Source organism: Sphingomonas sp. 22176, from assembly GCF_052045505.1.
Taxonomy (GTDB): domain Bacteria; phylum Pseudomonadota; class Alphaproteobacteria; order Sphingomonadales; family Sphingomonadaceae; genus Sphingomonas.
In genome coordinates this window covers 584,363-606,253 of sequence record NZ_JBQEPL010000002.1, presented here as the reverse complement: position 1 = coordinate 606,253, position 21,891 = coordinate 584,363, and the positions used below count along the sequence as shown (strand labels likewise).

General features: G+C 67.8%; 17 protein-coding genes. 7 read left to right on the top strand and 10 right to left on the bottom strand.

Annotated features, from left to right (window positions below; translation table 11 throughout):
• The first annotated feature begins 14 nt into the window (after window positions 1-14).
• Complete coding sequence (gene gspD / locus ACTJKY_RS10655; protein WP_440845961.1) at window positions 15-2,108, top strand: type II secretion system secretin GspD; 2,094 nt, start codon at window positions 15-17, stop codon at window positions 2,106-2,108.
• On the opposite strand, the gene ACTJKY_RS10650 is transcribed toward gspD, so the two are convergent.
• The 3 genes from ACTJKY_RS10650 to ACTJKY_RS10640 are packed head-to-tail and all read right to left on the bottom strand — an operon-like array spanning window position 2,102 to window position 3,536.
• Window positions 2,102-2,533 carry a hypothetical protein gene (locus ACTJKY_RS10650; protein WP_440845959.1) on the bottom strand — a complete coding sequence of 144 codons (432 nt, stop codon included), beginning with the start codon at window positions 2,531-2,533 and terminating at the stop codon, window positions 2,102-2,104. The genes gspD and ACTJKY_RS10650 overlap by 7 nt on opposite strands.
• Entirely contained in the window at window positions 2,530-2,985 is a 456-nt protein-coding gene (locus ACTJKY_RS10645; protein WP_440845957.1) for a hypothetical protein, read from the bottom strand. Before ACTJKY_RS10645 ends, ACTJKY_RS10650 begins: the two co-directional genes overlap by 4 nt.
• Window positions 2,982-3,536 carry a hypothetical protein gene (locus ACTJKY_RS10640; protein ID WP_440845956.1) on the bottom strand — a complete coding sequence of 185 codons (555 nt, stop codon included), beginning with the start codon at window positions 3,534-3,536 and terminating at the stop codon, window positions 2,982-2,984. The genes ACTJKY_RS10645 and ACTJKY_RS10640 overlap by 4 nt, the downstream gene beginning before the upstream one ends.
• A 159-nt stretch (window positions 3,537-3,695) precedes the next feature.
• Between ACTJKY_RS10640 and ACTJKY_RS10635 the strand changes: the two genes are divergently transcribed.
• Complete coding sequence (locus ACTJKY_RS10635) at window positions 3,696-6,167, top strand: alkaline phosphatase PhoX (protein WP_440845954.1); 2,472 nt, start codon at window positions 3,696-3,698, stop codon at window positions 6,165-6,167.
• 54 nt (window positions 6,168-6,221) lie between these two features.
• On the opposite strand, the gene ACTJKY_RS10630 is transcribed toward ACTJKY_RS10635, so the two are convergent.
• The 4 genes from ACTJKY_RS10630 to ACTJKY_RS10615 all read right to left on the bottom strand — a co-directional run bounded on the left by ACTJKY_RS10630 (window position 6,222) and on the right by ACTJKY_RS10615 (window position 10,269).
• Entirely contained in the window at window positions 6,222-6,977 is a 756-nt protein-coding gene (locus ACTJKY_RS10630; RefSeq protein WP_440845952.1) for a MerR family transcriptional regulator, read from the bottom strand.
• Between the two features lie 109 nt (window positions 6,978-7,086).
• On the bottom strand, window positions 7,087-7,455 hold the full coding sequence (locus ACTJKY_RS10625; RefSeq protein ID WP_440845951.1) for a hypothetical protein: 369 nt from the start codon (window positions 7,453-7,455) through the stop codon (window positions 7,087-7,089).
• Between the two features lie 106 nt (window positions 7,456-7,561).
• Entirely contained in the window at window positions 7,562-8,872 is a 1,311-nt protein-coding gene (locus ACTJKY_RS10620) for an amidohydrolase family protein (RefSeq protein WP_440845950.1), read from the bottom strand.
• A complete protein-coding gene (locus ACTJKY_RS10615) occupies window positions 8,869-10,269 on the bottom strand; it encodes an amidohydrolase (RefSeq protein WP_440846327.1) in 1,401 nt (466 codons plus the stop codon). Before ACTJKY_RS10615 ends, ACTJKY_RS10620 begins: the two co-directional genes overlap by 4 nt.
• Before the next feature lie 344 nt (window positions 10,270-10,613).
• On the opposite strand from ACTJKY_RS10615, the gene ACTJKY_RS10610 reads away from it, so the two are divergent.
• Both ACTJKY_RS10610 and ACTJKY_RS10605 read left to right on the top strand, forming a co-directional pair.
• Window positions 10,614-13,199 carry a PAS domain S-box protein gene (locus ACTJKY_RS10610; RefSeq protein WP_440845949.1) on the top strand — a complete coding sequence of 862 codons (2,586 nt, stop codon included), beginning with the start codon at window positions 10,614-10,616 and terminating at the stop codon, window positions 13,197-13,199.
• Window positions 13,199-13,813 carry a response regulator transcription factor gene (locus ACTJKY_RS10605; RefSeq protein WP_440845947.1) on the top strand — a complete coding sequence of 205 codons (615 nt, stop codon included), beginning with the start codon at window positions 13,199-13,201 and terminating at the stop codon, window positions 13,811-13,813. The genes ACTJKY_RS10610 and ACTJKY_RS10605 overlap by 1 nt, the downstream gene beginning before the upstream one ends.
• A 1-nt stretch (window position 13,814) precedes the next feature.
• On the opposite strand, the gene ACTJKY_RS10600 is transcribed toward ACTJKY_RS10605, so the two are convergent.
• Both ACTJKY_RS10600 and ACTJKY_RS10595 read right to left on the bottom strand, forming a co-directional pair.
• Window positions 13,815-14,162, bottom strand: a complete 348-nt coding sequence (locus ACTJKY_RS10600) for a hypothetical protein (protein ID WP_440845946.1) — start codon at window positions 14,160-14,162, stop codon at window positions 13,815-13,817.
• A gap of 92 nt (window positions 14,163-14,254) precedes the next feature.
• A complete protein-coding gene (locus tag ACTJKY_RS10595) occupies window positions 14,255-15,580 on the bottom strand; it encodes an alginate export family protein (protein WP_440845945.1) in 1,326 nt (441 codons plus the stop codon).
• Window positions 15,581-15,868: 288 nt separating this feature from the next.
• Here ACTJKY_RS10595 and ACTJKY_RS10590 point away from each other — a divergent pair, with 288 nt between their 5' ends.
• Window positions 15,869-17,758, top strand: coding sequence for a methyl-accepting chemotaxis protein (locus ACTJKY_RS10590; RefSeq protein ID WP_440845943.1), 1,890 nt, complete (start codon window positions 15,869-15,871; stop codon window positions 17,756-17,758).
• Window positions 17,759-18,133: 375 nt separating this feature from the next.
• Here ACTJKY_RS10590 and ACTJKY_RS10585 read toward each other — a convergent pair whose 3' ends face one another.
• Complete coding sequence (locus ACTJKY_RS10585) at window positions 18,134-18,517, bottom strand: flagellar biosynthesis regulator FlaF (protein ID WP_440845942.1); 384 nt, start codon at window positions 18,515-18,517, stop codon at window positions 18,134-18,136.
• Window positions 18,518-18,630: 113 nt separating this feature from the next.
• Between ACTJKY_RS10585 and ACTJKY_RS10580 the strand changes: the two genes are divergently transcribed.
• The gene (locus ACTJKY_RS10580) at window positions 18,631-21,048 is read left to right on the top strand and encodes an HAD family hydrolase (RefSeq protein ID WP_440845941.1); all 2,418 of its coding nucleotides are present in this window, start codon (window positions 18,631-18,633) and stop codon (window positions 21,046-21,048) included.
• Window positions 21,045-21,875, top strand: a complete 831-nt coding sequence (locus tag ACTJKY_RS10575; RefSeq protein WP_440845939.1) for a class I SAM-dependent methyltransferase — start codon at window positions 21,045-21,047, stop codon at window positions 21,873-21,875. The genes ACTJKY_RS10580 and ACTJKY_RS10575 overlap by 4 nt, the downstream gene beginning before the upstream one ends.
• Window positions 21,876-21,891: the final 16 nt, after the last annotated feature.

Genomic DNA, 21,891 nt, shown 5'->3' with positions numbered 1-21,891 from the left:
TGAAAGAAAACCGCGTGAAGATTCGCCCCGCCCTCGCCTGCCTCGCGCTTGCGCCGATGCTCCTGGATCCGGTGCTGGTCGCCGCACAGACCGCCGCCGCGCCGCAGGACGCCGCCGATGTGGTGATCAACATGCGCGGGGTGGAGATCGCCGACGTCGCCGACCAGATCTCGCGGATCACCGGCCGCACGCTGATCCTCGATCCGGCGGTGAAGGGCGTGGTGACCGTCACCTCGTCGAGCCCGCTGACGCCGGGCGGGGTGTGGGATCTGTTCCAGTCGGTGCTGCGCGCCAATGGTTATGCCGCGGTGCGCTCGGGCCGCGCCTGGCGCGTCGTGCCCGCCGCCAATGCGGTGCGCGACGGCGGGCTGCCCGCCCGCGGCGCCGCGGGGCAGGAACTGATGACGCGGATGGTCCGCCTCTCCAACGTGCCCTCGGCCGATGCCGCGCGCATCGCCCGGCCGCTGGTGGCGAGCTTCGGCAGCGTCGAGCCGCTGACCGCGCCCAACGCCGTCGTCATCACCGACTATGCCGACAATGTCCGCCGAATCGAATCGATCATCCGCCAGCTGGACGGCGGCGGCGGGGCGACCTTCGCGGCGATCGCGCTCAAGAACGGCAGCGCGCCGGCAGTGGCGCAAGCCGTGCAGAACGTGCTGGGCGGTGACCAGGGCGGCGGCACCCGCGTCGCGGCCGACGAGCGCAGCAACACCGTGATCCTGCGCGGCACCCCCGCTGCGGTGACCGAGGGCCGCCGCATCGTCGCCTCGCTCGACCTGCCCGGCGGCTCCACCCCGATCACCCGCATGTTCCGGCTCAACTATGCCGATGCGGAGACGGTGACCGACGTGCTGCGCGGCGTGCTGGGCCAGGGCGAGAGCACCGACAATCCGGTGGCGAACAGCCTGTCGAATAGCTCGAACAATCCCTTCTCGCGCCTCGCTTCGCAAAGCAGCATGTCCAGCGGCACCTCCGGCGCCGCCGGCCTCTCCGGCGCCACGGGCGCGACCGGCGGCACGAGCGCCACCGGCGTGCAGGCTGCCACCGGCACCACGTCGCCGATGATGCAGTCGACCACGCCGAAGACGCCCAAGGGCTTTTCCACCCCGGACCTGACGGTGCAGCCGGCGCCCGAACTCAACGCGATCGTCATCCGCGGCGCGCCCAGCGCGATCGCCTCGATCGAGCCGCTGATCCGCGACCTCGACGTGCGGCGCCCCCAGGTGCTGATCGAAGCCGCCATCGCCGAAATCACCGGCAATGATGCCGAAGCGCTGGCGGTGCAGCTGGGCTCCAGCGGCGCAGTCCTCGACCGGGTGACCGGTGCCGCGACCTCGTTCAACGCGGGCGGCACCTCGCTCGGCGCGATCCTCACCGCGCTGGGCGTGCCCGCCGGATCGCTGCTCGGCACCGGCGCCAGCGGCCTGACCGGCAACTTCAAGATCGGCGACAATTTCTCCGTGCTGCTCCAGGCGCTGGGCACCTCCAGCCGCGCGAACCTGCTGTCGACGCCGCAGATCACGGTGCTGGACAATGTGGCGGGCGAGTTCATCGCGGGCCAGAACGTGCCGTTCGTCACCGGCTCGATCCTCACCAATTCCACCTCAGCGACGCCCTATACGACGATCGAGCGCAAGGATGTGGGCATCACCCTGCGCGTGCTGCCGCGGATCAATGCGGGTGATACGATCCGCCTGCAGGTGAACCAGGAAGCCTCCTCGATCGCCTCCGCCGTCTCACAGGCATCCGATCTCGTGACCAACAAGCGCGCGATCAACACCACCGTGCTGGCCGACAACGGATCGACGATCGTGCTGGGTGGGCTCACATCCGACGACTATCAGGACACGCGCCAGCAGGTGCCGGTGCTCGGCAACATCCCGCTGATCGGCGAGCTGTTCAAGAGCCGTAGCGAACAGCGCCAGAAGCGCACGCTGTTCATCTTCCTCAAGCCGACGATCCTGCGCGACGGTGCCGATGCGAGCGCGGCGGCGAAGGACCGCTATGCCCGGCTGCGCGCCGACGAGGCGGACAACGCCAAGCGCAACAGCCTGCTGCTCGCCCCTCCGCCCGCACGGCTGAAGGTGGAGATCGACGGGATCTACTGAGCCGCCGGCTCCGGATCGGCGGCGGGCAACGGCACTCGCGCCCGCTGCCCGCCCCGACTGAACAGCGCCGCATCGATCGACAGCGATTCAAGTCGCCAGCCATCGACGCTGTCGCCGATCGCCAGGCTGCGGCTGCTTCCCTGCGCGGTGCGGACCAGCGCCACCGCGTCGCTGCCCAGCCGGCCGACGATGCCGGTCAGCTGCGGCGCATCGGCGGGAAGCGCTTCGCTCTCAGTCGTGCTTGCGGTGAACAGCGGCCGGTCGAAGACATGGGTGAGCGGTGGCTCGGTGGGCGCGACGAGCGGCGGCAGCGGCCGGGGCGTCCGCACCGGCACCACGGCGCCAGGCTGCAGCAGCGCGATCGGCAGCGCGACCGCCGCCAGCGCGGCAGCGCCCAAGGCGATGCGTTGTGCGCGCGGGATCATCGCATCGCTCCCACCAAGACGCCGCTGAGGCGCACCCCGCCGCCCTCCGCCGGCGCGACCCGCCAGCTGCGGAAGCGCAGCAGCGGCCGTTCGCGCTCGATCGCGTCGGCCAGCGCGAGCACCGCCTTTTCCGGACCCGACACGCGAAGCTGCACCATCACCAGCGGCGGCGGAGCGGCGATCGGCGCCACCGCTTCCACCAGCACACCCCCACCCTGCGCCAGCCGCTCGATCCGGGCGCGGATCGCGGCGGCTGCATTCGTGCCGGCAAAGGCGAGCTCGGGTTTGAGAAGGGCGGAGAGCGATGTCGGCGCCGCCAGCGCCGCCGCGGCGCTCGCCCGCGCGGCCCGCGCCTTGGCGAGCCGCCCGAGTGCCGTGCCTGTCCACGGCGCGAACAGCACCGCCAGCAGCAGCCCGATCAGCACCCCCCACAGGATCGGCCGCCGGCTCACGGCGCCACCTGGCGCAGCAGCACCAGCGTCCGCCCCTCGCCTTCCTGCTGCCGCACGTCGCGCAGGGCGGCGAGCGCCGGCACCCGCCGCAGCGCGCTGCGCAGCGCATCGGGATCGCTGGTCGCGATTTCGAGTTCGAGCAGCCCGTCGTCGCGCTGCTCCGCGCGGACCAGTGCCGCGTCCGCCGGCAGGGCGGTCGCCACCCCGTCCAGCAGCGCGGCCGGGCCGGCACGCATCAGCGCGGCAGCCAGCATCGCATGCGCCGCCGCACGGCGCTGCTCGGTGACATCGCGCGGTGCGCGCGCCGCTTCCAGCCGCCGCGTCTCGTGCTCCGCCGCCCGCGCCAGGACCGTCGCGCCGATCAGCGTGGCGAGCGGGCCTGCCGCGATCAGCCCCGCGATCGCGAGCATCACCGCACGGCGACCCGGGCCGGTTGGCACGTCCTGGCCGTCCCTGGACGTCGGGCGCCGCCGCGCGCGCAGCCAGCCGCTCAAGCGCGCGGCAAGGCTCGGTGGCGGCGAAGCATCGCGGTTTGCGGCGTCCGAGGTCATGCGGCTGCGCTTAGCGCCGGATGCCCCGCTGGCAAGTGTCACATGACCGCCGCCGATGTGCCGCCGATCGGTAACGCGAACTCCATCACGGTTTCATGCGCGGCCCCCATGGGCAGGGTCGAGCCGGGGCGCGCAGGCCCGGCAACAGAGGGGAATCCAATGACCGACCTGATCAAGTCGCCCTTCGCCTATAGCGACGGCGATGTGGACACCAATCGCAGCGATGCCGTAACGCTCAACGCGCTGGCCGACCAGCGCTATTCGCGCCGGAAGCTGCTGCGCGGATCGAGCGCGATCGTCGCGGCGACGATGGGCGGTTCGCTGCTGGCGGCGTGCGACGACAAGAATTTCGGGAGCGACACCGCGCCCGCCGTATCCGCCGGCGCCGCCATCACCACGTCGGCAGGCCGGGTCGTGACGCTCGTCGGCACCGCCACGGACGACCGGCAGGTCACCAGCGTCGCCTGGACCCAGATCGCCGGCCCGCAGGTCACGCTCGCCAATGCGACGACCAACACGGCAAGTTTCCTCGCCCCGCCCGTCGCCACGCCGACCGAATTCCGGTTCCGCTTTGCCGCCGTCGACTCGCGCGGCCAGACCTCGTCCGCCGACGCCGTCGTGACCGTCGGTCCCGCGGCCCTGGGCTTCACCGCCGTCGCCAAGAACAAGCTCGACATCGTCACCGTGCCCACCGGCTACACGGTCAGCGTGATCAACCGCACCGGCGATCCGATCGCCGCGGGGGTGCCCGCCTACAAGAATGACGGATCCGACACCAATTTCGCCCAGCGCATCGGCGATCATGGCGATGCGCTCTACTGGTACGGGCTGAGCACCGACGGCACCGCGCGCGACGCGAACAGTTCGACCCGCGGCCTGCTCGTGCAGAACCACGAGAACATCAATCAGCAGTATCTGCACACCAATGGCGCGACGACCGTGAACGGCGCGCGGCCGGAATCGGAAGCGCAAAAGGAGATCGACTGCCACGGCGTGTCGGTCACCGAAGCCAGCGAAGGCGCCGCGCGCGCTTGGAGCGTGAAGCAGGATTCGGCCTATAACCGCCGCATCACCCCGGCGACGGCGATGGCGTTCAGCGGCCCGGCCAAGGGCTCGGACCTGCTCAAGACCGTCTATTCGCCGACCGGCGTGGCGGGGCGCGGCACGATCAACAATTGCGCCAACGGCACCACGCCCTGGGGCACGGCGATCACCTGCGAAGAGAATTGGGCCGGCTATTTCCGCCGCAGCGGGGATAATGCCAATCGCAGCGCGAAGGAACTCACCGCGCTCAGCCGCTACGGCGTGACGAGCGGCACCGGCAATTATGGCTGGTCCACCGTCACCCCGGCCGACGGCACGAACACGCTATTCCGCCGCTGGGACGCGCGCGCCGGCACCGGCACGGCGACGAGCGACTTCCGCAACGAGCCCAACCAATTCGGCTGGGTCGTCGAGATCGATCCCTATGCGCCGACCTCGACGCCGCGCAAGCGCACCGCGCTAGGCCGTCTCGGCCATGAAGGCTGCTGGCCCGGCGCTTTCGTCGTCGGCCGGAAGCCGGCCTGGTATATGGGCGACGATTCGCGGCGCGAATATATCTACAAGTTCGTCTCGGCGACGGCCTGGGTCGCGGCCGATGCCAACGCCAGCGATCGCCTCGCGATGGGCGACAAATATATGGACGCGGGCACGCTCTACGTCGCCAAATTCGCCGCCGACGGCACCGGCACCTGGCTGCCGCTGGTGTTCGGCCAGAACGGCATCGACGGCAGCAACCCCGCCTATGCCTTCACCGACCAGGCCGACGTGCTGGTGAACGCCCGCCTCGCCGCCGATGCGGTGGGCGCGACGCCGATGGACCGTCCGGAATGGACCGCGGTCAACCCGGTCACCGGCGAGATTTATGTCACGCTGACCAACAACAATGCCGCCGGCCGTCCGCTGAACGGCACCGACGCCGCCAATCCGCGCCACTATAACGACCCCTATGGCCCCGCGCAGACCGCCAATTACGGCAACCCGAACGGCCATGTCATCCGCATGAAGGAAGCCAGCACCGAGGCGACCAGCTTCACCTGGGACATCTATGCCTTCGGTGCCGGCGCCGACCTCGACAAGACCAACATCAACCTGTCGGCGCTGGACGACAGCAACGACTTCTCGAGCCCCGACGGCATGGCGTTCGCCCGGGCCACCCATGCCGGTGGCCAGGGCAAGCCGCTGATGTGGCTGCAGACCGACGACGGCGCCTATACCGACGTGACCAACTGCATGATGCTCGCCGCCCAGCCGGGCACGGTGGGCGATGGCGGCGCGCGGACGATCACCAACACCGGCTCGACCGGTGCGACCGCCACCCAGGCGACCCGCATCGGCGCGGCGCCGGGCGCGAACCTGCGCCGCTTCCTGGTCGGCCCGGTCGAATGCGAGATCACCGGGGTGGATTCGACGCCGGACGGCCGCACGCTGTTCGTCGGCATCCAGCACCCCGGTGAGGGCGGCACCCCCGCCGCCCCGACCAGCCACTGGCCGGACAGCCAGCCGGGCGGCACCGTCGCCGCGAGCGTGCGCCCGCGCTCGGCGGTTGCGGTGATCACCAAGACCGACGGCGGCGTCGTCGGCCTCTGAGGCCGCAGCGAGGAACGATCGGGGAGGTCCGGCGGACCTCCCCTTTCATCTCTCCTAGGTCCGGCACGCGGCCTGGATGAACTGGAACACCTCGGCATCGAAGCCCGGATCGGCCTCCCCCTGCCAGTTGCCCATATCGGCGTACATCCGCTGGACGCCCGCCTGCATCGCCGGTGTCGCCACCGCGGTGAACGGCGCCAGCAGCGCCTTCCACTCGGCGGCGAACGCCTGCGCCGCGGCACTGCCCGGATCGAGCGGCAGGGCCGCCCTGATCCGGCCGCCCAGGTCCTTCCACTGCGCGGCATAGCCAGCCTGATCGAAGCCTGCTGGCACGTCCGTCATCGTGGTGGCGAAATCCGCCCGCTCCGCTTCGGTGAGGTAGCGGGAGGCCAGCGTATCCCACTGCGCCTTGTTGTCCATCTGTCGTTCTCCTTGTTCGATCAGCGAGCAAAAGGTCGCGACGTCGAGGGGCTCGCTGCGCTCGACGCGGGACTTGGTTTCCAGAAGCAGCGTGCGCGCGCGGTCGACCGCCGCCGCCTGTTGCTGCAGGATGGCGAGTTGGGCATCAATCAGCCCGGCAAGATCGATCGTGCGCGAATCCAGCAGCCGCTGGACCTGGGCGAGCGTCAACCCGGCGCGCTTCAGCGCAAGGATCTGGTGGAGGGTGGCCAGTTCGCCCGGCCCGTAATGCCGCCGGCCCGATGCGGTGCGCAACGGCTTGAGCAGGCCGCGCGCCTCGTAGAAGCGCAGCGCCCGCGCGCTGATCCCGGTGCGGCGGGCGACCTCGGCAATGTCCAGGGAATCGATCATGGCGCTGCTATGCAGCTTGACGCTGCGTCAACTGCAAGCGCGATTTTGCCGCGGCCTCAAGCCAGCGGCGAGCGACCCCTCCCGACGAACGGAAAGGGCCGCTGCAACGTCACCGATCGGTGCGGCTGACGATCTTCGCGGTACCATCGGGGGTGATGGTGACCATGTGAGCGACGCCGCCGGTGCAATTGGCGCGCCACATCGGGTTGCCGTTCTGGTCGTCCAGGCGCTGCGAGCTTTCGACATGGTCGCACTTCAGCCCGGCATCCATGATCGCGCGGATGAACACGACGTTGCGCTGCGCGTCGTTCATCGCGATCACTTCAGCCGCGACATTGTTGCCGACCGCGCCGTTCTCGACCACCGCATTGGCCTCGGCGGCATCGTCCGCCGCGGCGTTGCCGGTCGCCTCGCCGCCCGGATGGCATGCCGCGAGCGCCAGCGCCGCGAGGGTGGAGAGAAGGATATGTTTCCGCATCGTTCGTCACTCCTGATCGCCCGGCGCGAGGATCCCGCGCCGAGCCCGTTCCACCTGACCGCCAAAGCTTCCGCGATCGTGAAGGTTCCGTATTGAAAACGTCGTATCAGCGTTGGTACGCCTTGGGCAGCGCGCCTTCCTCCGGCTTCCAGTAGCGATCCCGCAGCCGCGTCTGGCGGGTGGTGAGCGACTGCTCGATCCCGTCGACATACAGCTTCACCGGCATGCTGCCGATTTCCAGCGGATCGCCGTCCCACACCACCACGTCGCCGACGCGACCGGCCTTGAGCGAGCCATAGGCGTCCCCCATACCCATCGCCTCGGCAGGCTTGGAGCTGATCGCCGCGAAGGCAGCATCCCAGCTGAGCCCCGTGGCACCGGGCACGCGGGTCAGCGCCACCAGATTGCCGGCGAACTGCTTCTCCAGCCGTGCCTGGCGTGCCTCGTCGTCGTTGATCATGCCGACGCCGACGATCACGCCCGCCGCCTGCATCCGGCCGATGTTCGACTGGGTCGCCGCGAGCTGCTCGAAGCTCGCCGGCAGATCGTTGAGCGCGTTGGCGAGCACCGGCACGCTGGCCGCGGCGATCTCCCTGGCCACGGTCCAGCCTTCGGTCGCGCCGACCAGCACCAGCTTCAGCCCCGGCGTCTCGCGCTTGAGCTGGAGCAGCACCAGAATGTCCGACGCCCGCTCGACATGAACGAGCAGCGGCACCTTGCCCTGCACCACGGCCGCCAGCGCCTCGGCATCGGCGCGGGTGAGCAGCGCATCCTTGCCGCGATCGGTGAAGCTTGCCGGATTGCGGGCATAGTCACGCGCCTCGAGTATCGCGTTGCGCAGCATCGCGATCGCCGCCGGACGGCTGCCGCCGGCGACGCGGCCGCCGCTCTCGCCATATTCCATGAACTGGAAGGCACGCGGGCGGGCGACGGCGTGGAGGTCGCTGCGCGTGTCGATTACCGCGCCTTGACCGGCGAAGATCGAGCCCTTGCCGACGTCCGGCGCGACCACCGCGCGGGTTACGCCGTCAGCGCGGTTGATCGCGATCGGCGTCGCGCGCGGGTTGACCGCCGGGCTCACGTCGAGCGCGGCGTTGAACGGCGAGCTGCCGGCAGCGGCATCGTTGGTCACGCCGACGCCGTCGACCTCGACGATGCCCATCCGGGTGAAGCCGGCGAAGATGCCCGGCGTCACATAGCGCCCGGCAGCATCGACCACCGTCACACCCGCCGGCACCGCCACGCCGCGGCCCGCCGCGACGACCTTGCCGCCGCGTACCACCACCGTACCGCCTTCGACGGGGGCCGAACCGTCGCCGATCACCAGCTTGGCGTTGGTGATCACCACATCCTGCGCCATCGCAGGCGCCGCGAGCGCCACACAGGCGGCTGCGGCGAGAAACAGGGTTTTCTTCACTTTACGTCCCCCTCGCCCGGCTGGCCGAGCTCGAAATCGGAAACCGGACGGCGCTTGGGATCCTTGGCGTCGTAGAGCAGCGCCCCGTCGATCCAGACCATTTCGGGCCTTGTGTAGACGCTGAACGGGTTGCCGTTCCACAGCACCACATCGGCCATCTTGCCCGCCCGCAGGCTGCCGGTCTGGTCGGAAATGCCCAGCGCGATCGCCGGGTTGATCGACAGCCACTTCCAGGCGGTCGCCTCGGAGACGTCGAAGCCCGCATGGATCGCCGAGGCACGCGCCTTGGCGACTTCCTGGTTGAGCCGCTGGATGCCGTTGGGATCATCCGAATGGATCATCGCGCAGGCGCCTTCCTTCTCCAGGATGGCGAGGTTCTCCGGCACCGCGTCGTAGGATTCCATCTTGAAGCCGTACCAGTCGGCCCAGACGGCGGCGCAGGTGGCGTTCGCCTTCAGCAGGTCGGCGATCTTGTAGGCTTCCACCGCATGGTGAAATGCCGAGACGTGGTAGCCGAACTCCTTGGCCATATCCATGACATTGGCCATCTCGTCGGCACGGTAGCAGTGGTTCTGCACGCGGATCTCGCCTTCGAGCACGCCGCGCAGCGTGTCCATCGCGATGTCCCTGCCCGGTATCTCGCCGCCGTCCTTCTCATACTTGTCCCAGCGGCGCTTATATTCGGCCGCCTTGGCCCAGGTCTGGCGATCGACGGCGATGTTGCCCATCCGGGTGGAGGGCTCACGGCCGCGGCTGCCATAGACGCGCTTGGGGTTCTCGCCGCACGCCATCTTCAGGCCATAGGGCGCGCCGGGAAACTTCATCCCTTGCATGGTGCGGGCATAGACGTTCTTGAGCACCACCGAACGGCCGCCGAACAGGTTGGCGGAGCCGGGCAGGATCTGCAGCGTGGTGACGCCGCCATTGACCAGCGCACGGCTGAAGCCCGGATCCTGCGGCCAGACGCTATGCTCGGCCCAGACGTCTGCGGTGACCGGCGACGTCGCCTCGTTGCCGTCCGACAGCGCGTCGACACCCGGCGAGGGATAGTCGCCGAGATGGCTGTGGATGTCGATGACGCCGGGGGTGACATATTTGCCCTGCCCGTCGATCACGGTGACGCCGGCATCGGCGGTGAGGTTCTGGCCGAGGGCGACGATCTTGCCGTCGCGGAACAGCACCGCCCCCTTGTCGATCCGACCGCCCTCGCCATCGAGGATGGTCACGTTGGTCAGCAGGGTCGGCACCCCCAGATAAGCGCGGTAGGTGGAGGGATACGGATCGTGACTGTACCCCTTGCCGAGGCCCGGGCCCCGTTGCGCGGGCGTGGAGGAGACGCTGGCAGGCTTGCCGCCGCTTCCCCCGCAGGCGGTTAGGGCGACGCAGGCGGCCGCCATGGCGAAGCTTCGGATCAAGCGTGACTCCCTGATGTTCTTGTGATGGTCCCCATCCAAGTGATTGCCGGAGACATTCGCTTTGGCAAGGACCTGCACGAAGCCAATAATAGAATCGGCGGAATTCCGTGCATCTCCCTATGGCTTTTCGCGCAGAATTAACCGATGCTGAGCAAATCGTAGCATCGGCTTCGACCTGTGCAGGGGCAGGTGGTTTGCACGTTGGAAGAATAGATCGACACGCGGCCAGCCGAAACGCGCCGTCCAAGAACGTCACCACGGCCATCCTTCTGGCCGCTTTCGCCTTGGCGTGTGGCCTAACCACCCTCGCGGGCTGGGCGTTCGGCATGCCGATCCTGCATCGCTTCCTGCCCCGCGCCTATCCGATGTGGCCGGTGGCTGCGCTAGGCTATAGCTTCGTAGCGCTGGGCGTATTGTGGGATCAGGTCCGGCGGCCGCGCCTGGCGCTTCCCTTCTACCTGGCGGCGATGGCGCTGGGAGCCGTCGGCACGCTCCAGCCCGTGCTGGAGCCGTGGTTCGACCTTGGCCGACTGGTTTTTGCCGAACGTGTCGCCGCGCTGCAGCTGCAGCACGCCGGGCGACCGGGGGTGAATGCCCTCGTCTTCCTGCTGATGCTGCCGATTTCGGCGCTCGCGTCGCGCAGCAAATGGCGCCTGCTCCGGGAGGTGGCGCCGCTGGTGGCGATCGCACCGCTGGCCCTTGCGCTGGCATCCGCCACGGGCATGATGCTGTCCGACAATCCCTCGTCGGTGAACCTCGGCCTGCGGGCATCGGTGCCCGGCACGATCATGGCGCTGTCGCTCACCGCGGCGATCCTGCTGGGGCATTGGCGGGTGGATTCGCAACGATCGAGCCGGATCGAGCGATCGGATCCCGTCGCAATCAAGACGGTCGTGGCGGGTGCGATCCTGCTGCCCGCCCTCCCCGCCACGATCGAATTGCTCCTGGAGCGCGGCACACAGGGCGAGCCGATCATGGGCCATCTCGTGCTCGGCGTGTTCAATATCCTCGCGATCGGCCTGATCGCCTATTGGGCGGTCAACCGGGTCGGGCGCGAGCAGGTTGCCCGTGCCGAGTTGAGCCTCGCGCTCGACGGCGCGACCGTGGTGATGACCGACGCGCGCGGCCGCATCATCCACTGGTCGCTCGGCTGCCAGCAGCTCTATGGCTGGAGCGAAGCCGAGGCGCTGGGCGAAAATCTCTACATGCTGCTCCGGGCCCAGTGTCCAAATTGGAACAGCAGCTATGCCCTGCCCGACGCCGATGGCGCGCAGGAGCTGATCGAGCAGCGCAAGGACGGCAGCCAGCTCCACGTCATCGAACGGCTGCTGCGCTCTGCCACGCCCACCCGCGGTGCGATCGTCGTCCACAGCATTCTCGACATCTCCGAGCGAGTCTCGGCGCTGCGGGCGCTGCGGGCCAGCGAGGAGCGCCTCGCCCAGGCTACCGCCGCGCACGAACTCGGCATCTTCGACTGGGACGTCGGCAGCGATCACATCAACTGGTCGCCGGGCACCGAACAGCGGCTGGGCCTGCCGCTGGGATCGCTTTCCAGCTTCGAATCCTGGAAGCAGCTGATCGAGCCGAGCGACCTGGAGAGCCTTCGGGCGACCGTGAGCCAAGCCGTCACCCATCGCGCCGAACGCTTCTCCTTCCGCTACCGCCTCACCGGTTGCAAGGGCACGGAGCGAACGCTGGAAGGCTCTGCCCGGTGCTTCTACAATTCGGCCGGGGAACTGATCCGCGTCGTCGGGGCAGCCCTCGACATCACCGAGCGCGACGAGCACGAGGCGGCGCTGCGCCGGCGCGAGGCGCAGCTGCGCACCGTGCTCGAAACCGTGCCGGACGCGATGATCGTGCTTTCCGGCGAGGGGCTCATTCTCCAGTTCAGCGCCGCGGCGGAGGAGCTTTGGGGCTATCGCGCCTCGGAAGTCGTCGGGCGCGACTTCACCCTGCTGATCCCCGCCGAGGAGGTGGAGACCGATCAGGAAGTGCTGCAACGCTTCGTCCAGACCGGCGACGGCCTGGTCGGCGAAGTGCTGGTCGGCACCGCCCAGACTGCCGACGGGCGGCGCTTTCCGGCCGAGATGCGCGCCGGTGCCGCGCGCAGCGACGGGCATCTCCTGATCACGGTGTTCGTCCGCGATCTCACCGAGCGCGTCGCCACCGAGCAGCGCCTCAGCGAGCTCAACAACGAAATCGCGCACGTCTCGCGGCAGAGCGCGATGAGCGAGATGGCCGCCGACCTCGCGCACGAGCTGAACCAGCCGCTGAGCGCCACCGCCAACTTCCTGGCCGCCGCCCGCATGCTGATCGAGCGCGGCGAAGGCGCCCCCCGGGTCACCGACCTGCTGCGCATGGGCTCCGAGCAGACCCAGCGCGCCGGCGAGATCATCCGCCGGCTGCGCGCCTTCGTCGCGCGCGGCGAAGTGGAGATGCGGGTAGAGTCGGTGGAGCGCACGGTGCGCGACGCGGTGGAGCTGGTGCTGGTCGGCACCGGCCATTTCAACCTGCGGGTGAGCTTCCACCTGGACCCCGCCGCGCGCTTCATCCTGGCCGATCGCATCCAGGTACAGCAAGTTCTCGTTAACCTGTTGCGCAATGCCGTGCAGGCATTAAAACTTGTCGAGCCTGATGATCGACAGATCACGATCACGTCCGAGAAGCTGCCAGACCAGATGATAGCGATCACAGTTACGGATAGCGGACCAGGCCTCCCCGAACATGTCTTGGAAACTCTTTTTTCGCGGTTCAGCACGACAAAGGGAGGTGCAGGCGGAATGGGCATTGGACTTTCGATCAGCAAACGCATTATCGAAGGCCATGGGGGGATGCTAAGTGCGGAAAACGCGCCGGGGGGCGGCGCGTCGTTTCGCTTTACCTTGCCTGGTATCGAAGAAGGTGAAGAATAATGACCCGAACGATTTACATCGTCGATGACGACGATGCCGTCCGCGCTTCCTTGCACAGCCTGCTCTCGGTCCGCCCGGATCTGATTGTGCGCGGCTATCGCTCGGGCGATGCGTTTCTGGAACAGGAGGCCGAGCTGGATCCGGGCGTGGTGCTGCTCGATTTCCACATGCCGGGCTCGAGCGGGCTCGATGTGCTGCTGAAACTCGATCGCTCGCCTACGTTCGTGCCGATCGTTCTCACCGGTCAGGGCAATGTCGGCCTTGCGGTGCAGGCGATGAAGGCCGGCGCGCTGGACTTCATCGAAAAGCCCTATGAGGCCGAATTCCTGCTCAAGGTGATCGACCAGGCCTTCTCGAAGCTGGAAGAGGATGGCGAGGCCGCCGCGCGCACCGCGACTGCCGAAAGCAAGATCGCCAAGCTTTCGCCGCGCGAGACTGACGTGCTGAAGGGGCTGATCGAAGGGCGATCGAACAAGATCATCGCCTATGAACTCGATATCAGCCCGCGCACGGTGGAGATCTACCGCGCCAATCTGATGGAGAAGCTGGAAGTCCGCAGCCTGTCCGAAGCGCTGCGAATCGCCTTCGCCGCGGGGCTGTTCCCCAAGGGGTAAGCTAGTGGACTGCCCCGCCATCGCGCAGCAAGGCGGCGATGGCGGCGGCGGGTTCCTCGGCGGTGACATGGTGCAGATGCGGCGCCGTCACCGCCTGGTCACCACCCAGAACGATCAGCCGGTGCCACAGCGGATCGGCCACCAGCGCGGCGAGGCCGCCGGGATGGTCCTCCGTGGCAGCCGCATCGGCGACCAGCACCGGCGCGGTGCCGCCCAGCCGGGTGATGCGACCTGCATCCACCTGCTCCATGCTCACTACATCAATGCCCGAAAGCGCCAGTCGCGCGGCGAGCATGCTGCGCAGGCTGGCCTCGCGGACCATCAATATCACCAGCATGTTGAGCACCATCGCTATCAACCTTTGTTACGCACTCGTGCCCGACCATATTCCTGATCGTGGCGGATGGCCACAGGTATCGATTTGGTCCGGTCCTTCGACGATCAGAACTTGAACACCAGATCGGCATAGCCGTAGCGCGCGTCGCCGCTGTGCGGCGCGTTCGGCGCGACGGTGAGGAAGCGGCCCTTGGCCAGGTAGGCCGCGCCGACCTCGGCCCGCAGCCGATCGGGGATAAGCGAGCGGCGGACCCGCACTTCCACTTCGGTACCGGCATGGCGGCCCGAGGCGCCGGTCTTGTCGCGCACGCTGGTGAAGGCGAAGGTATCGGTGCGATCGGCCAGCCACAGGCCGCGTACGGCGCCCATCAGGTCGAGCCGCTTGGACGGCTTGGCCTCGATCCGCAAGCCCGGCGAGACAAGGTTGGCCAGTCCGACCGGGCCGAACAGCGAGGCGGGACCGTAATCGGCTCGGCGCGCACCATACAGCGAATCGAACCGTCCATAGGCCGGGTTGGCGCCATCGCCGCTGCCATAGTCGAAGAAGCCGGAGATGCGCGGCGCCCATTTGGTGGACATGGTGTAGCCGCCCTCGATATGAACGAAGCCGGCGCGGACTGGCAGGTCCTTGCGGTCGGTCACCGCGTTGGTGACACGCGTCTCACCCCGCTGCAGCGCGGCTTCGCCCTCGACGTCGAACTTGCCCTTGGCCGGCGCGCGGCGGAGGCGAAGACCGAATGTCACCAGCCGGCGATCACGCGTTTGATAGCCGGGACGATCCTGCTCGGCGAGGCGATAGATATAGCCGCCGATGCTCAGCTTGTGACCGATATCGGCCAGGTTGCCATCCGCGCCGTAGAACACGGTCCCGGTATGGACGTGATCCAGCTCGACCTTGTTGTCGAAAATCCCGTCGGGCGAATTGGGCAGCGCGTCGATCGGATGGGTCCAAAACAGAACCAACTCGTCCTTGTTCTTGGTCCGATACTCGACCCGACCGCCCAGATAGGAAGGGAAGGTGTTGCCGAAATCCGCTCGCGCGACCAGGCGCTGGGCGCCGAAGGTCATGGTGAAGCGGCCGGCCAGCGCGGTAAGGCTGTCCTTCTTGCCGAAAACATTGTGCAGCTTGTAGCTGACGAACGCCTGGAGCGGCTCCACCGTGTTGACGTCGCTCGCCTTGACTGAGCTGTTGTGCCCCTCGCCATAGCCGCGGGCGTCCAGCAACTCGCCGGTGACGTTCAGATCGCCCCAATCGAGCTTGGCGGCGACCAGCGTGCGCAGCGACGCGAAGGCGATGCTGTTGTCCACCTTGGGGCGGAATTGGCCGTCAATGCCTTCCATCCGGGCGCGGATGCTGCCCTCGATGCTCAACTTGGGACCAGCAGGTGCCGGCGCCGGCGGTTTTGTCTGCGCGTGTGCGGTGCCGGACACGAGAAGCAGCGCAAAGCAAACCCCGCGCAACGAATTTTCACCATTCCGAATGCCGTACACGTGCGCGCTCCTGCTGCCCTTTATTTGTTGCATTTATAGGAAGGCGCAGCCCCGTTTCGGCTGAGCGCGAGCGCGTACCAGGAGTTTTCCGGAAGTAGCTGACCGTCCATTCGTAATCGTCGCAGCCCGGAGCGTCTGAAAAGCAGCCTATAATGTGGACCACGTCGCTTCTCGCGGCACGCCTTAACCGCTTCGATTCAAGGTCGGAGCCTGCGTATGGAACGCCACATGTTCGCATTTCTCGATGATTGGCCGCTCACCAAAAAGATGCTGGCAGCCTTCAGCTTCCTCGGCCTGCTGCTGGTCGGCCTCGCCATCAACGGCTGGATGTCCAATCGCGATCTCACCAGCATCGCGCGCAAGCATGTCGAGGTCAGCGTCGCCGGCATGTCGAACATGAGCGACGTGATCAGCGACATCAAAGAAATGCGGATCATCGTCTACAGTCACTACAATGCGCTGACCGACGAGGAGCGCGCCAAGCTGCAGAAGCGCCTCGACGCCGCCTCGGACGAGCTCGACAAGGACCTCAAGGGCTTCGCCGCCGTCGCCGATCCGTCCATGGCCAGTGACATTGCGCGGATGACGTCGATTAAGGCGCAGCTCGACGACACCAACCGCCGTACCTTCGCGGCGGACCTGGTCGACAAGGGCGCCGGGCTCAAGCTGATCAAGGGCGAGGGCAAGGAGCGCTCGCACGACGCGCTCGACCAGGCGCAGAAGATCCTGGATGCACTGCGCAAGGCGTCCGAGGAAGCCAATGCGCGCGGCAATTCCTCTGCCTTCACGGCGCTGGTCCTGACGATCGGCCTCTCGCTGATTTCGATCGCCGCGCTCAGCGTGGTGTGGCTGGTGATCAACCGCACCATCGCCCAGCCGATGGCGGCGCTCGCGCGCGTCACCAAGACGCTCGCCGAAGGTGGTTCGGCCTCGGTGCCGAGCCTGGGCCGCGGCGACGAACTGGGCGAGATCGCCCGCGCCGTCGAGCAGTTCCGCCTCTCCGCCCAGGAGCGCGCGCAGATCGACGCGCGCGCCGCCGCCGAGCAGCAGATGGTGACCAACACCGTCCGCGAGAGCCTGGTGCGCGTGGCCCAGGGCGACCTGACGGCCGACGTCACCGCGGACTTCCCCGCTACCTATGCCGAGCTCAAGGCGAACCTGAACGAAGCGCTCGCGTCGCTGCGCGAGCTGATCGGATCGGTAACCGCGTCCACCCATCGTATTCGCACCGGGTCGAGCGAAATCGCCCAGGCCAGCGAAGACCTCGCTCGCCGTACCGAAGCCAATGCCGCCGCGCTCGAGGAGACCGCCGCCGCCGTTACCCAGATGGACCACCGGCTGAAGGCCACGGCCACCGCGGCCAGCGGCACGGTGCAGCGCGCCGACCAAGCGATCAGCGTCGTCTCGTCGGGCCGCAGCACCGCCGACGAAGCCGTGCAGGCGATGACCCGCGTCGCGGACAGCGCCAAGGGCATCGACAGCGTCATCGAGGGCCTCGACAAGATCGCCTTCCAGACCCGCGTTCTCGCGATGAACGCCGCAGTGGAAGCGGGCCGCGCCGGTGAGGCCGGCCGCGGCTTCGCGGTCGTCGCAGACCTCGTCTCGGCGCTCGCAATGCGGGCGGAGGAAGAGGCCGGTCGCGCCCGCGACCAGCTGACCGCCACCCAGGCCGACATCGTCACCGCGGTGGGCATGGTCGAGAAGGTGGACGGCGCGCTGTCCAACATCTCGAGCGACGTCGGCGAGGTGCACCAGCTGCTCGGCCGCATTGCCAGCGACAACAAGGCACAGTCCTCGGCCATCTCCGAGATTTCGGACACGATCGGCACGATGGACCAGTCGACCCAGCAGAACGCCGCGATGGTGGAGGAAACCTCGGCCGCCGCGCGCAACCTCACCTCCGAAGTGGCCTCGCTGGCCGAGCAGGCCGAGCGCTTCAACATCGGCAAGAGCAGCGTCGGCGCGCGCACGCCCGCCGGGACCCGCAGCAAACCGATCGCCAGCCGCGCCAAGAGCCCAGCAAAGGCGTCGGGCAGCGGCTATGTCTCGCCGGTCAAGCCGATGGCGACCCCGGCGGCAACCGCCTCGGCAGGTGCGGACGATTGGAAGTCGTTCTGATCGCCTGACGCCCCTCGCACCAAAAAATGGGCGCCCGGCCATGCCGCGGCGCCCATTTTTGCGCCTGCTTCCGGCGGGACGTAGCCCCTGCCCTCGCTAGGCACCTGCGATGCGTTGCGAAGCTTCGAGGTTCGGATCACCCTCGATCCATGGCAATCGCCTATCCCGGACCGACGTGGCATTCCCACGACGGCCAAGGCCCTAGGCCCTGGCGGCAGACTCTTTCCGCGATCGCACAGGCGGCTGGATTGCCGCCGTCGCTGCAAGGACAGTGGTCCTTAGCCCGATGCGCGCCCCTACCCCGCCGCCCCCTGGACACGAAAAAGCCCCGGAGGATCGCTCCGGGGCCGTTTCGGTCTGCGCTGCAACGAGGGATCAGGCGGCGGCGGCCGCCTGCGGCACCGGCGCACGGTCCAGAAAGCCCAGACCCTCCATGATCGTGCGGTTCACCTGGATCAGCTCTCCGATCGACTCACGCCCGGCTACGACGTCGCTGGTGAAGCGATCGACCCACAGGCCCAGCGAGATGATCTTGGCGCGCAGTTCCACCGGCAGGTTGTTCCCGCGGGCACCGCAGTCGGTCATGAATGCGGTCCACATCTCGCGGTTGCGATACAGCGACGGCATCAACAGCGCGCCCTTCAAGCCGGCTTCATGTGCGGTGTGCATTTCCCCGGTGATCTCGCGCATCAGCCGCAGTTCCGCAGCACGCGGGGTCTCGGCCCGGCTCCGGGCAGCCTGATAAGCATTGATCGTCATTGTCGCTCCTTTGCTCCTGCCGCCATTGTAGGAAGATTTTGCCGGGTTGGTCCGCCGTCTTCCTATAAGATTCCTGCGTCCCCTCGGTGCGGACGCTTTCCAGGGACAGTGCCGTGACCGACTTCATCCTTCCGCATGCTTTGCCGTCCGCGTTTGACGGGCGAGCAAACGTCAAGCTGCTATCGCTCGACTGCTTCGATACCCTGCTGTGGCGCGACAGCCACGCCCCCATCGACATTTTCGGCGCGCTGCCGGGCATGACGGTGCTGCAGCGGCAATGGGCGGAATCGCGCGCGCGCACTGCCGCGCTGGTCCAGCATCGCCACAAGGAAGTGACGATCGAGCAGATCTACCGCGAGATGTACCCGAATGCGCGTAAGGCCGAGATCGCCGCTGCCGTCGCGCACGAACTCGATGCCGAAGCGCGGCACTGTTTCGCATTTGAGCCCACCGTCGCGCTGATCCGCGAGGCCAAGCGCCGCGGCATCGGCGTGATCATCGTATCCGACACCTATCTCGATCCGAAGCAGCTGCGCGACCTGATCGCGCGCGCCGCCGGCGCCGAGGTGGCGAACATGATCGACCGCGTCTTCTGCTCGTCGACCTACCACAAGTCCAAGTCCGAAGGACTGTATGCGGACGTGCTCAAGGCGCTGAAATGCGCGCCGCAGACGATCCTGCACATCGGAGACAACTTCAAGGCAGACGTCGACGGCGTCGCCAAGTTCGGCGTGCAGACGCTGCACCTCAAGCAGTTCGCCGAGCAGACCGAACAGCGCCTGCGCCTGGAATCGTCGGTCAGTGCCATGCTGCACCTGCGCCTGCCGGAAACGATCGCCGCGCAGCAGCCGCACCGCGCAGCACTCGCCCTGGGCGAGCCGCAGATCCAAGATCCGGCGCAAGCGCTGGGCTTTTCGGTGATGGGCCCGATCTTCCACGCCTATGAGCGCTGGCTCCAGCAGGAGGCAGCGGCGCTGCAGGCCGAACGCGGCGGCACCGTCCACTGGCTGTTCATGATGCGCGACGGCCTGCTGCCGATGCGGATCCACCAGATCGCGCAGCCGGACCATGCCGGCCGTGCCGTGGAGATCAGCCGCTTCACCGCGGTCGCCGCCTCGCTCACCGACGCGGAAGCGGTTGAGCGCCATGTGCAGTTCGAAATCGGCTCCACGCCGGAGAAGATCGCCCACCAGCTGCTGCTGCCGAAGCAGGAGGCAAAGGTTCTGCTGAACGGCCTGCCCAAGGACCGGACGCGCCTGATCGCCTTCCTCGCGGAAGTCCGCAAGCCGCAGCGGGTGAAGCAGATCATCAAGGCAGGTCAGGGCTTTGCCGACCGGCTGATCGCGCATGTCCGCCGCGCGGTCGATCCGCAGCCGGGCGACACGCTGATGCTGGTCGATCTCGGCTATAACGGATCGGTGCAGAACGCGGTGGACTCGCTGCTGCGCGACCGCCTCGGCGTGCACGTCGCCGGGCGCTATCTGCTGCTGCGCGAGCAGTTTAGCACCGGCTGCGACAAGAAGGGCCTGATCAGCGAGGCAGATTATGACTGCCACACGCTGGAGGCGTTCGCCGCCAACGTCGCCGTGCTGGAGCAGATCTGCACCGCGGCCCAAGGCTCGACCGTCGACTTCGAGGCCGACGGCACCCCCATCCGCCAGGCCAACAGCATCAAGGGCCGCCAGAGCGCGACCCGCGAACGCATCCAGGAAGGCACGCTGCGCTTCGAACGCGAGCAGGCGGCGGCGCGGCTGCGTGGTACTGAGGTGGACGAGATGCCGCTGTGGCGCCACGCCGCGGCCGCGGTGCTCGGTCGCCTGATGTACCTGCCGATGAAGCAGGAACTGGCGGTGCTCGCGGAGTTCGAACACGACATCAACGAAGGCGTCGACGATACGGTCGCGCTGTTCGATCCGGCGATCTCCCGGCGCGGGCTGCGCCAGCGCGGGCTGTTCTACATGAAGGGCAGCGAGCGGATGTATCTGCCGGCGGAGCTGGACGGCGAAGGCTTGCCGGTGAAGCTTACCCTGCTCACCCAGAAGCGGTTCGGCATGCCGATGAAATATGCCGATTTCGTCGACAGCTCGATTTCGCTGCCCTTGATCGTTGCCGACGGTGTCAACGTCTCGACCGGCAACGTCACCGCCACGCCGACGCATGACGGCTATTATCTGGCGGCGATCCCGATCGGCGACTGCCGCTTCTCGGTGGGCGTGCAGTTCGGCCAGCTGTTCGACTGGGTGCAGGTGGAAAGCGCCGTGTTCATGCCGGTCGAGCGGTTCCTGTCGGATTTGCAGCGGGCGGGGCTCGACGAAGTCGAGGCGCTGCCCTCGCTGGAAGGCATGCAGCAGATTGCACCGCACCTGTTCCACTGCGCCGACGAATTCTCCTTCATGATGGTGCCCCCACCGCCCCGCGCCGACGACCGGCCGATGATGCTGGCGCTGGTCTTCCGCCCCATCGCCCATCGACAGGCCGCCGCAGCGTCGGCTGCCCCCGCTCTCTCGAATGCACAGGCTGCACACGCATGACGAACCTTCTTATCCATTCGATGACCGAGTTCTGGGACATCATGCTCGGCGCGCTCCAGGCGGCCGAGGTGCGGCACATCGCGGAAGTCGGCGCCGAATTCGGTGGAACGAGCCAGCATCTCGCCGCCTATACGCGGGTGGTCGGCGGCTCGCTGACCAGCATCGATCCGGCGCCCAAACAGGCATTCCTCGACTGGGCGGACCAGACGCCGGAGGTTCGCCACGTGCCGCTGCCGAGCCTGGAGGCGATCCCGACGATGGCGAACATCGACGCCTGGGTGATCGACGGCGACCATAACTACTACACGGTGTTCAACGAGCTGCGTCTCGCCAACGCGCTGGCGCAGCGCGACCAGCGCCCGCTGCTCGCCTTCCTGCACGACGTGAGCTGGCCCACCGGCCGCCGCGACATGTATTACGCGCCCGAGCGGATCCCCGCCGAGCACCGCCATCCGTACAGCACCGATCGCGGCTGCACGCTCGGCCGCGCGGATCTGCTGCCGCCCGGCGAGGGCTTCCGCGGCGACGGTCACTTCGCCTGGGCATTGCACGAGGGCGGCCCGCGCAACGGCGTGCTGACCGCCGTGGAGGATTTCCTCGAGCAGGGCCGCGCCGCCGGCCAGAAGCTCGCCTACGCGCATGTGCCGGCGGTTTTCGGCATGGGCATCCTGTTCGACGCTTCCGCGCCCTGGGCCGAAGCGGTCACCGACGTGGTGTTTCCGTGGCACGACAACGCCCTGCTCGCGTCGCTCGAGCAGAACCGGCTGCGTAACTACCTGAAGGTCATCGAATGGCAGGATCGCGAGCGCGACCGCCTTTCCGCCTAAGCAGTTTCCCAGAAGG

Excerpts from the sequence above, each read along its gene's own strand:
- ACTJKY_RS10630 (WP_440845952.1), bottom strand. The coding sequence starts at position 6,977 with ATGATCGATTCCCTGGACATTGCCGAGGTCGCCCGCCGCACCGGGATC.
- ACTJKY_RS10600 (WP_440845946.1), bottom strand. The coding sequence starts at position 14,162 with ATGGTGCTCAACATGCTGGTGATATTGATGGTCCGCGAGGCCAGCCTG.
- ACTJKY_RS10625 (WP_440845951.1), bottom strand. The coding sequence starts at position 7,455 with ATGCGGAAACATATCCTTCTCTCCACCCTCGCGGCGCTGGCGCTCGCG.
- ACTJKY_RS10605 (WP_440845947.1), top strand. The coding sequence starts at position 13,199 with ATGACCCGAACGATTTACATCGTCGATGACGACGATGCCGTCCGCGCT.
- ACTJKY_RS10650 (WP_440845959.1), bottom strand. The coding sequence starts at position 2,533 with ATGATCCCGCGCGCACAACGCATCGCCTTGGGCGCTGCCGCGCTGGCG.
- ACTJKY_RS10635 (WP_440845954.1), top strand. The coding sequence starts at position 3,696 with ATGACCGACCTGATCAAGTCGCCCTTCGCCTATAGCGACGGCGATGTG.
- ACTJKY_RS10575 (WP_440845939.1), top strand. The coding sequence starts at position 21,045 with ATGACGAACCTTCTTATCCATTCGATGACCGAGTTCTGGGACATCATG.
- ACTJKY_RS10585 (WP_440845942.1), bottom strand. The coding sequence starts at position 18,517 with ATGACGATCAATGCTTATCAGGCTGCCCGGAGCCGGGCCGAGACCCCG.
- ACTJKY_RS10615 (WP_440846327.1), bottom strand. The coding sequence starts at position 10,269 with ATGGCGGCCGCCTGCGTCGCCCTAACCGCCTGCGGGGGAAGCGGCGGC.
- ACTJKY_RS10640 (WP_440845956.1), bottom strand. The coding sequence starts at position 3,536 with ATGACCTCGGACGCCGCAAACCGCGATGCTTCGCCGCCACCGAGCCTT.
- ACTJKY_RS10610 (WP_440845949.1), top strand. The coding sequence starts at position 10,614 with ATGCCGATCCTGCATCGCTTCCTGCCCCGCGCCTATCCGATGTGGCCG.
- ACTJKY_RS10590 (WP_440845943.1), top strand. The coding sequence starts at position 15,869 with ATGTTCGCATTTCTCGATGATTGGCCGCTCACCAAAAAGATGCTGGCA.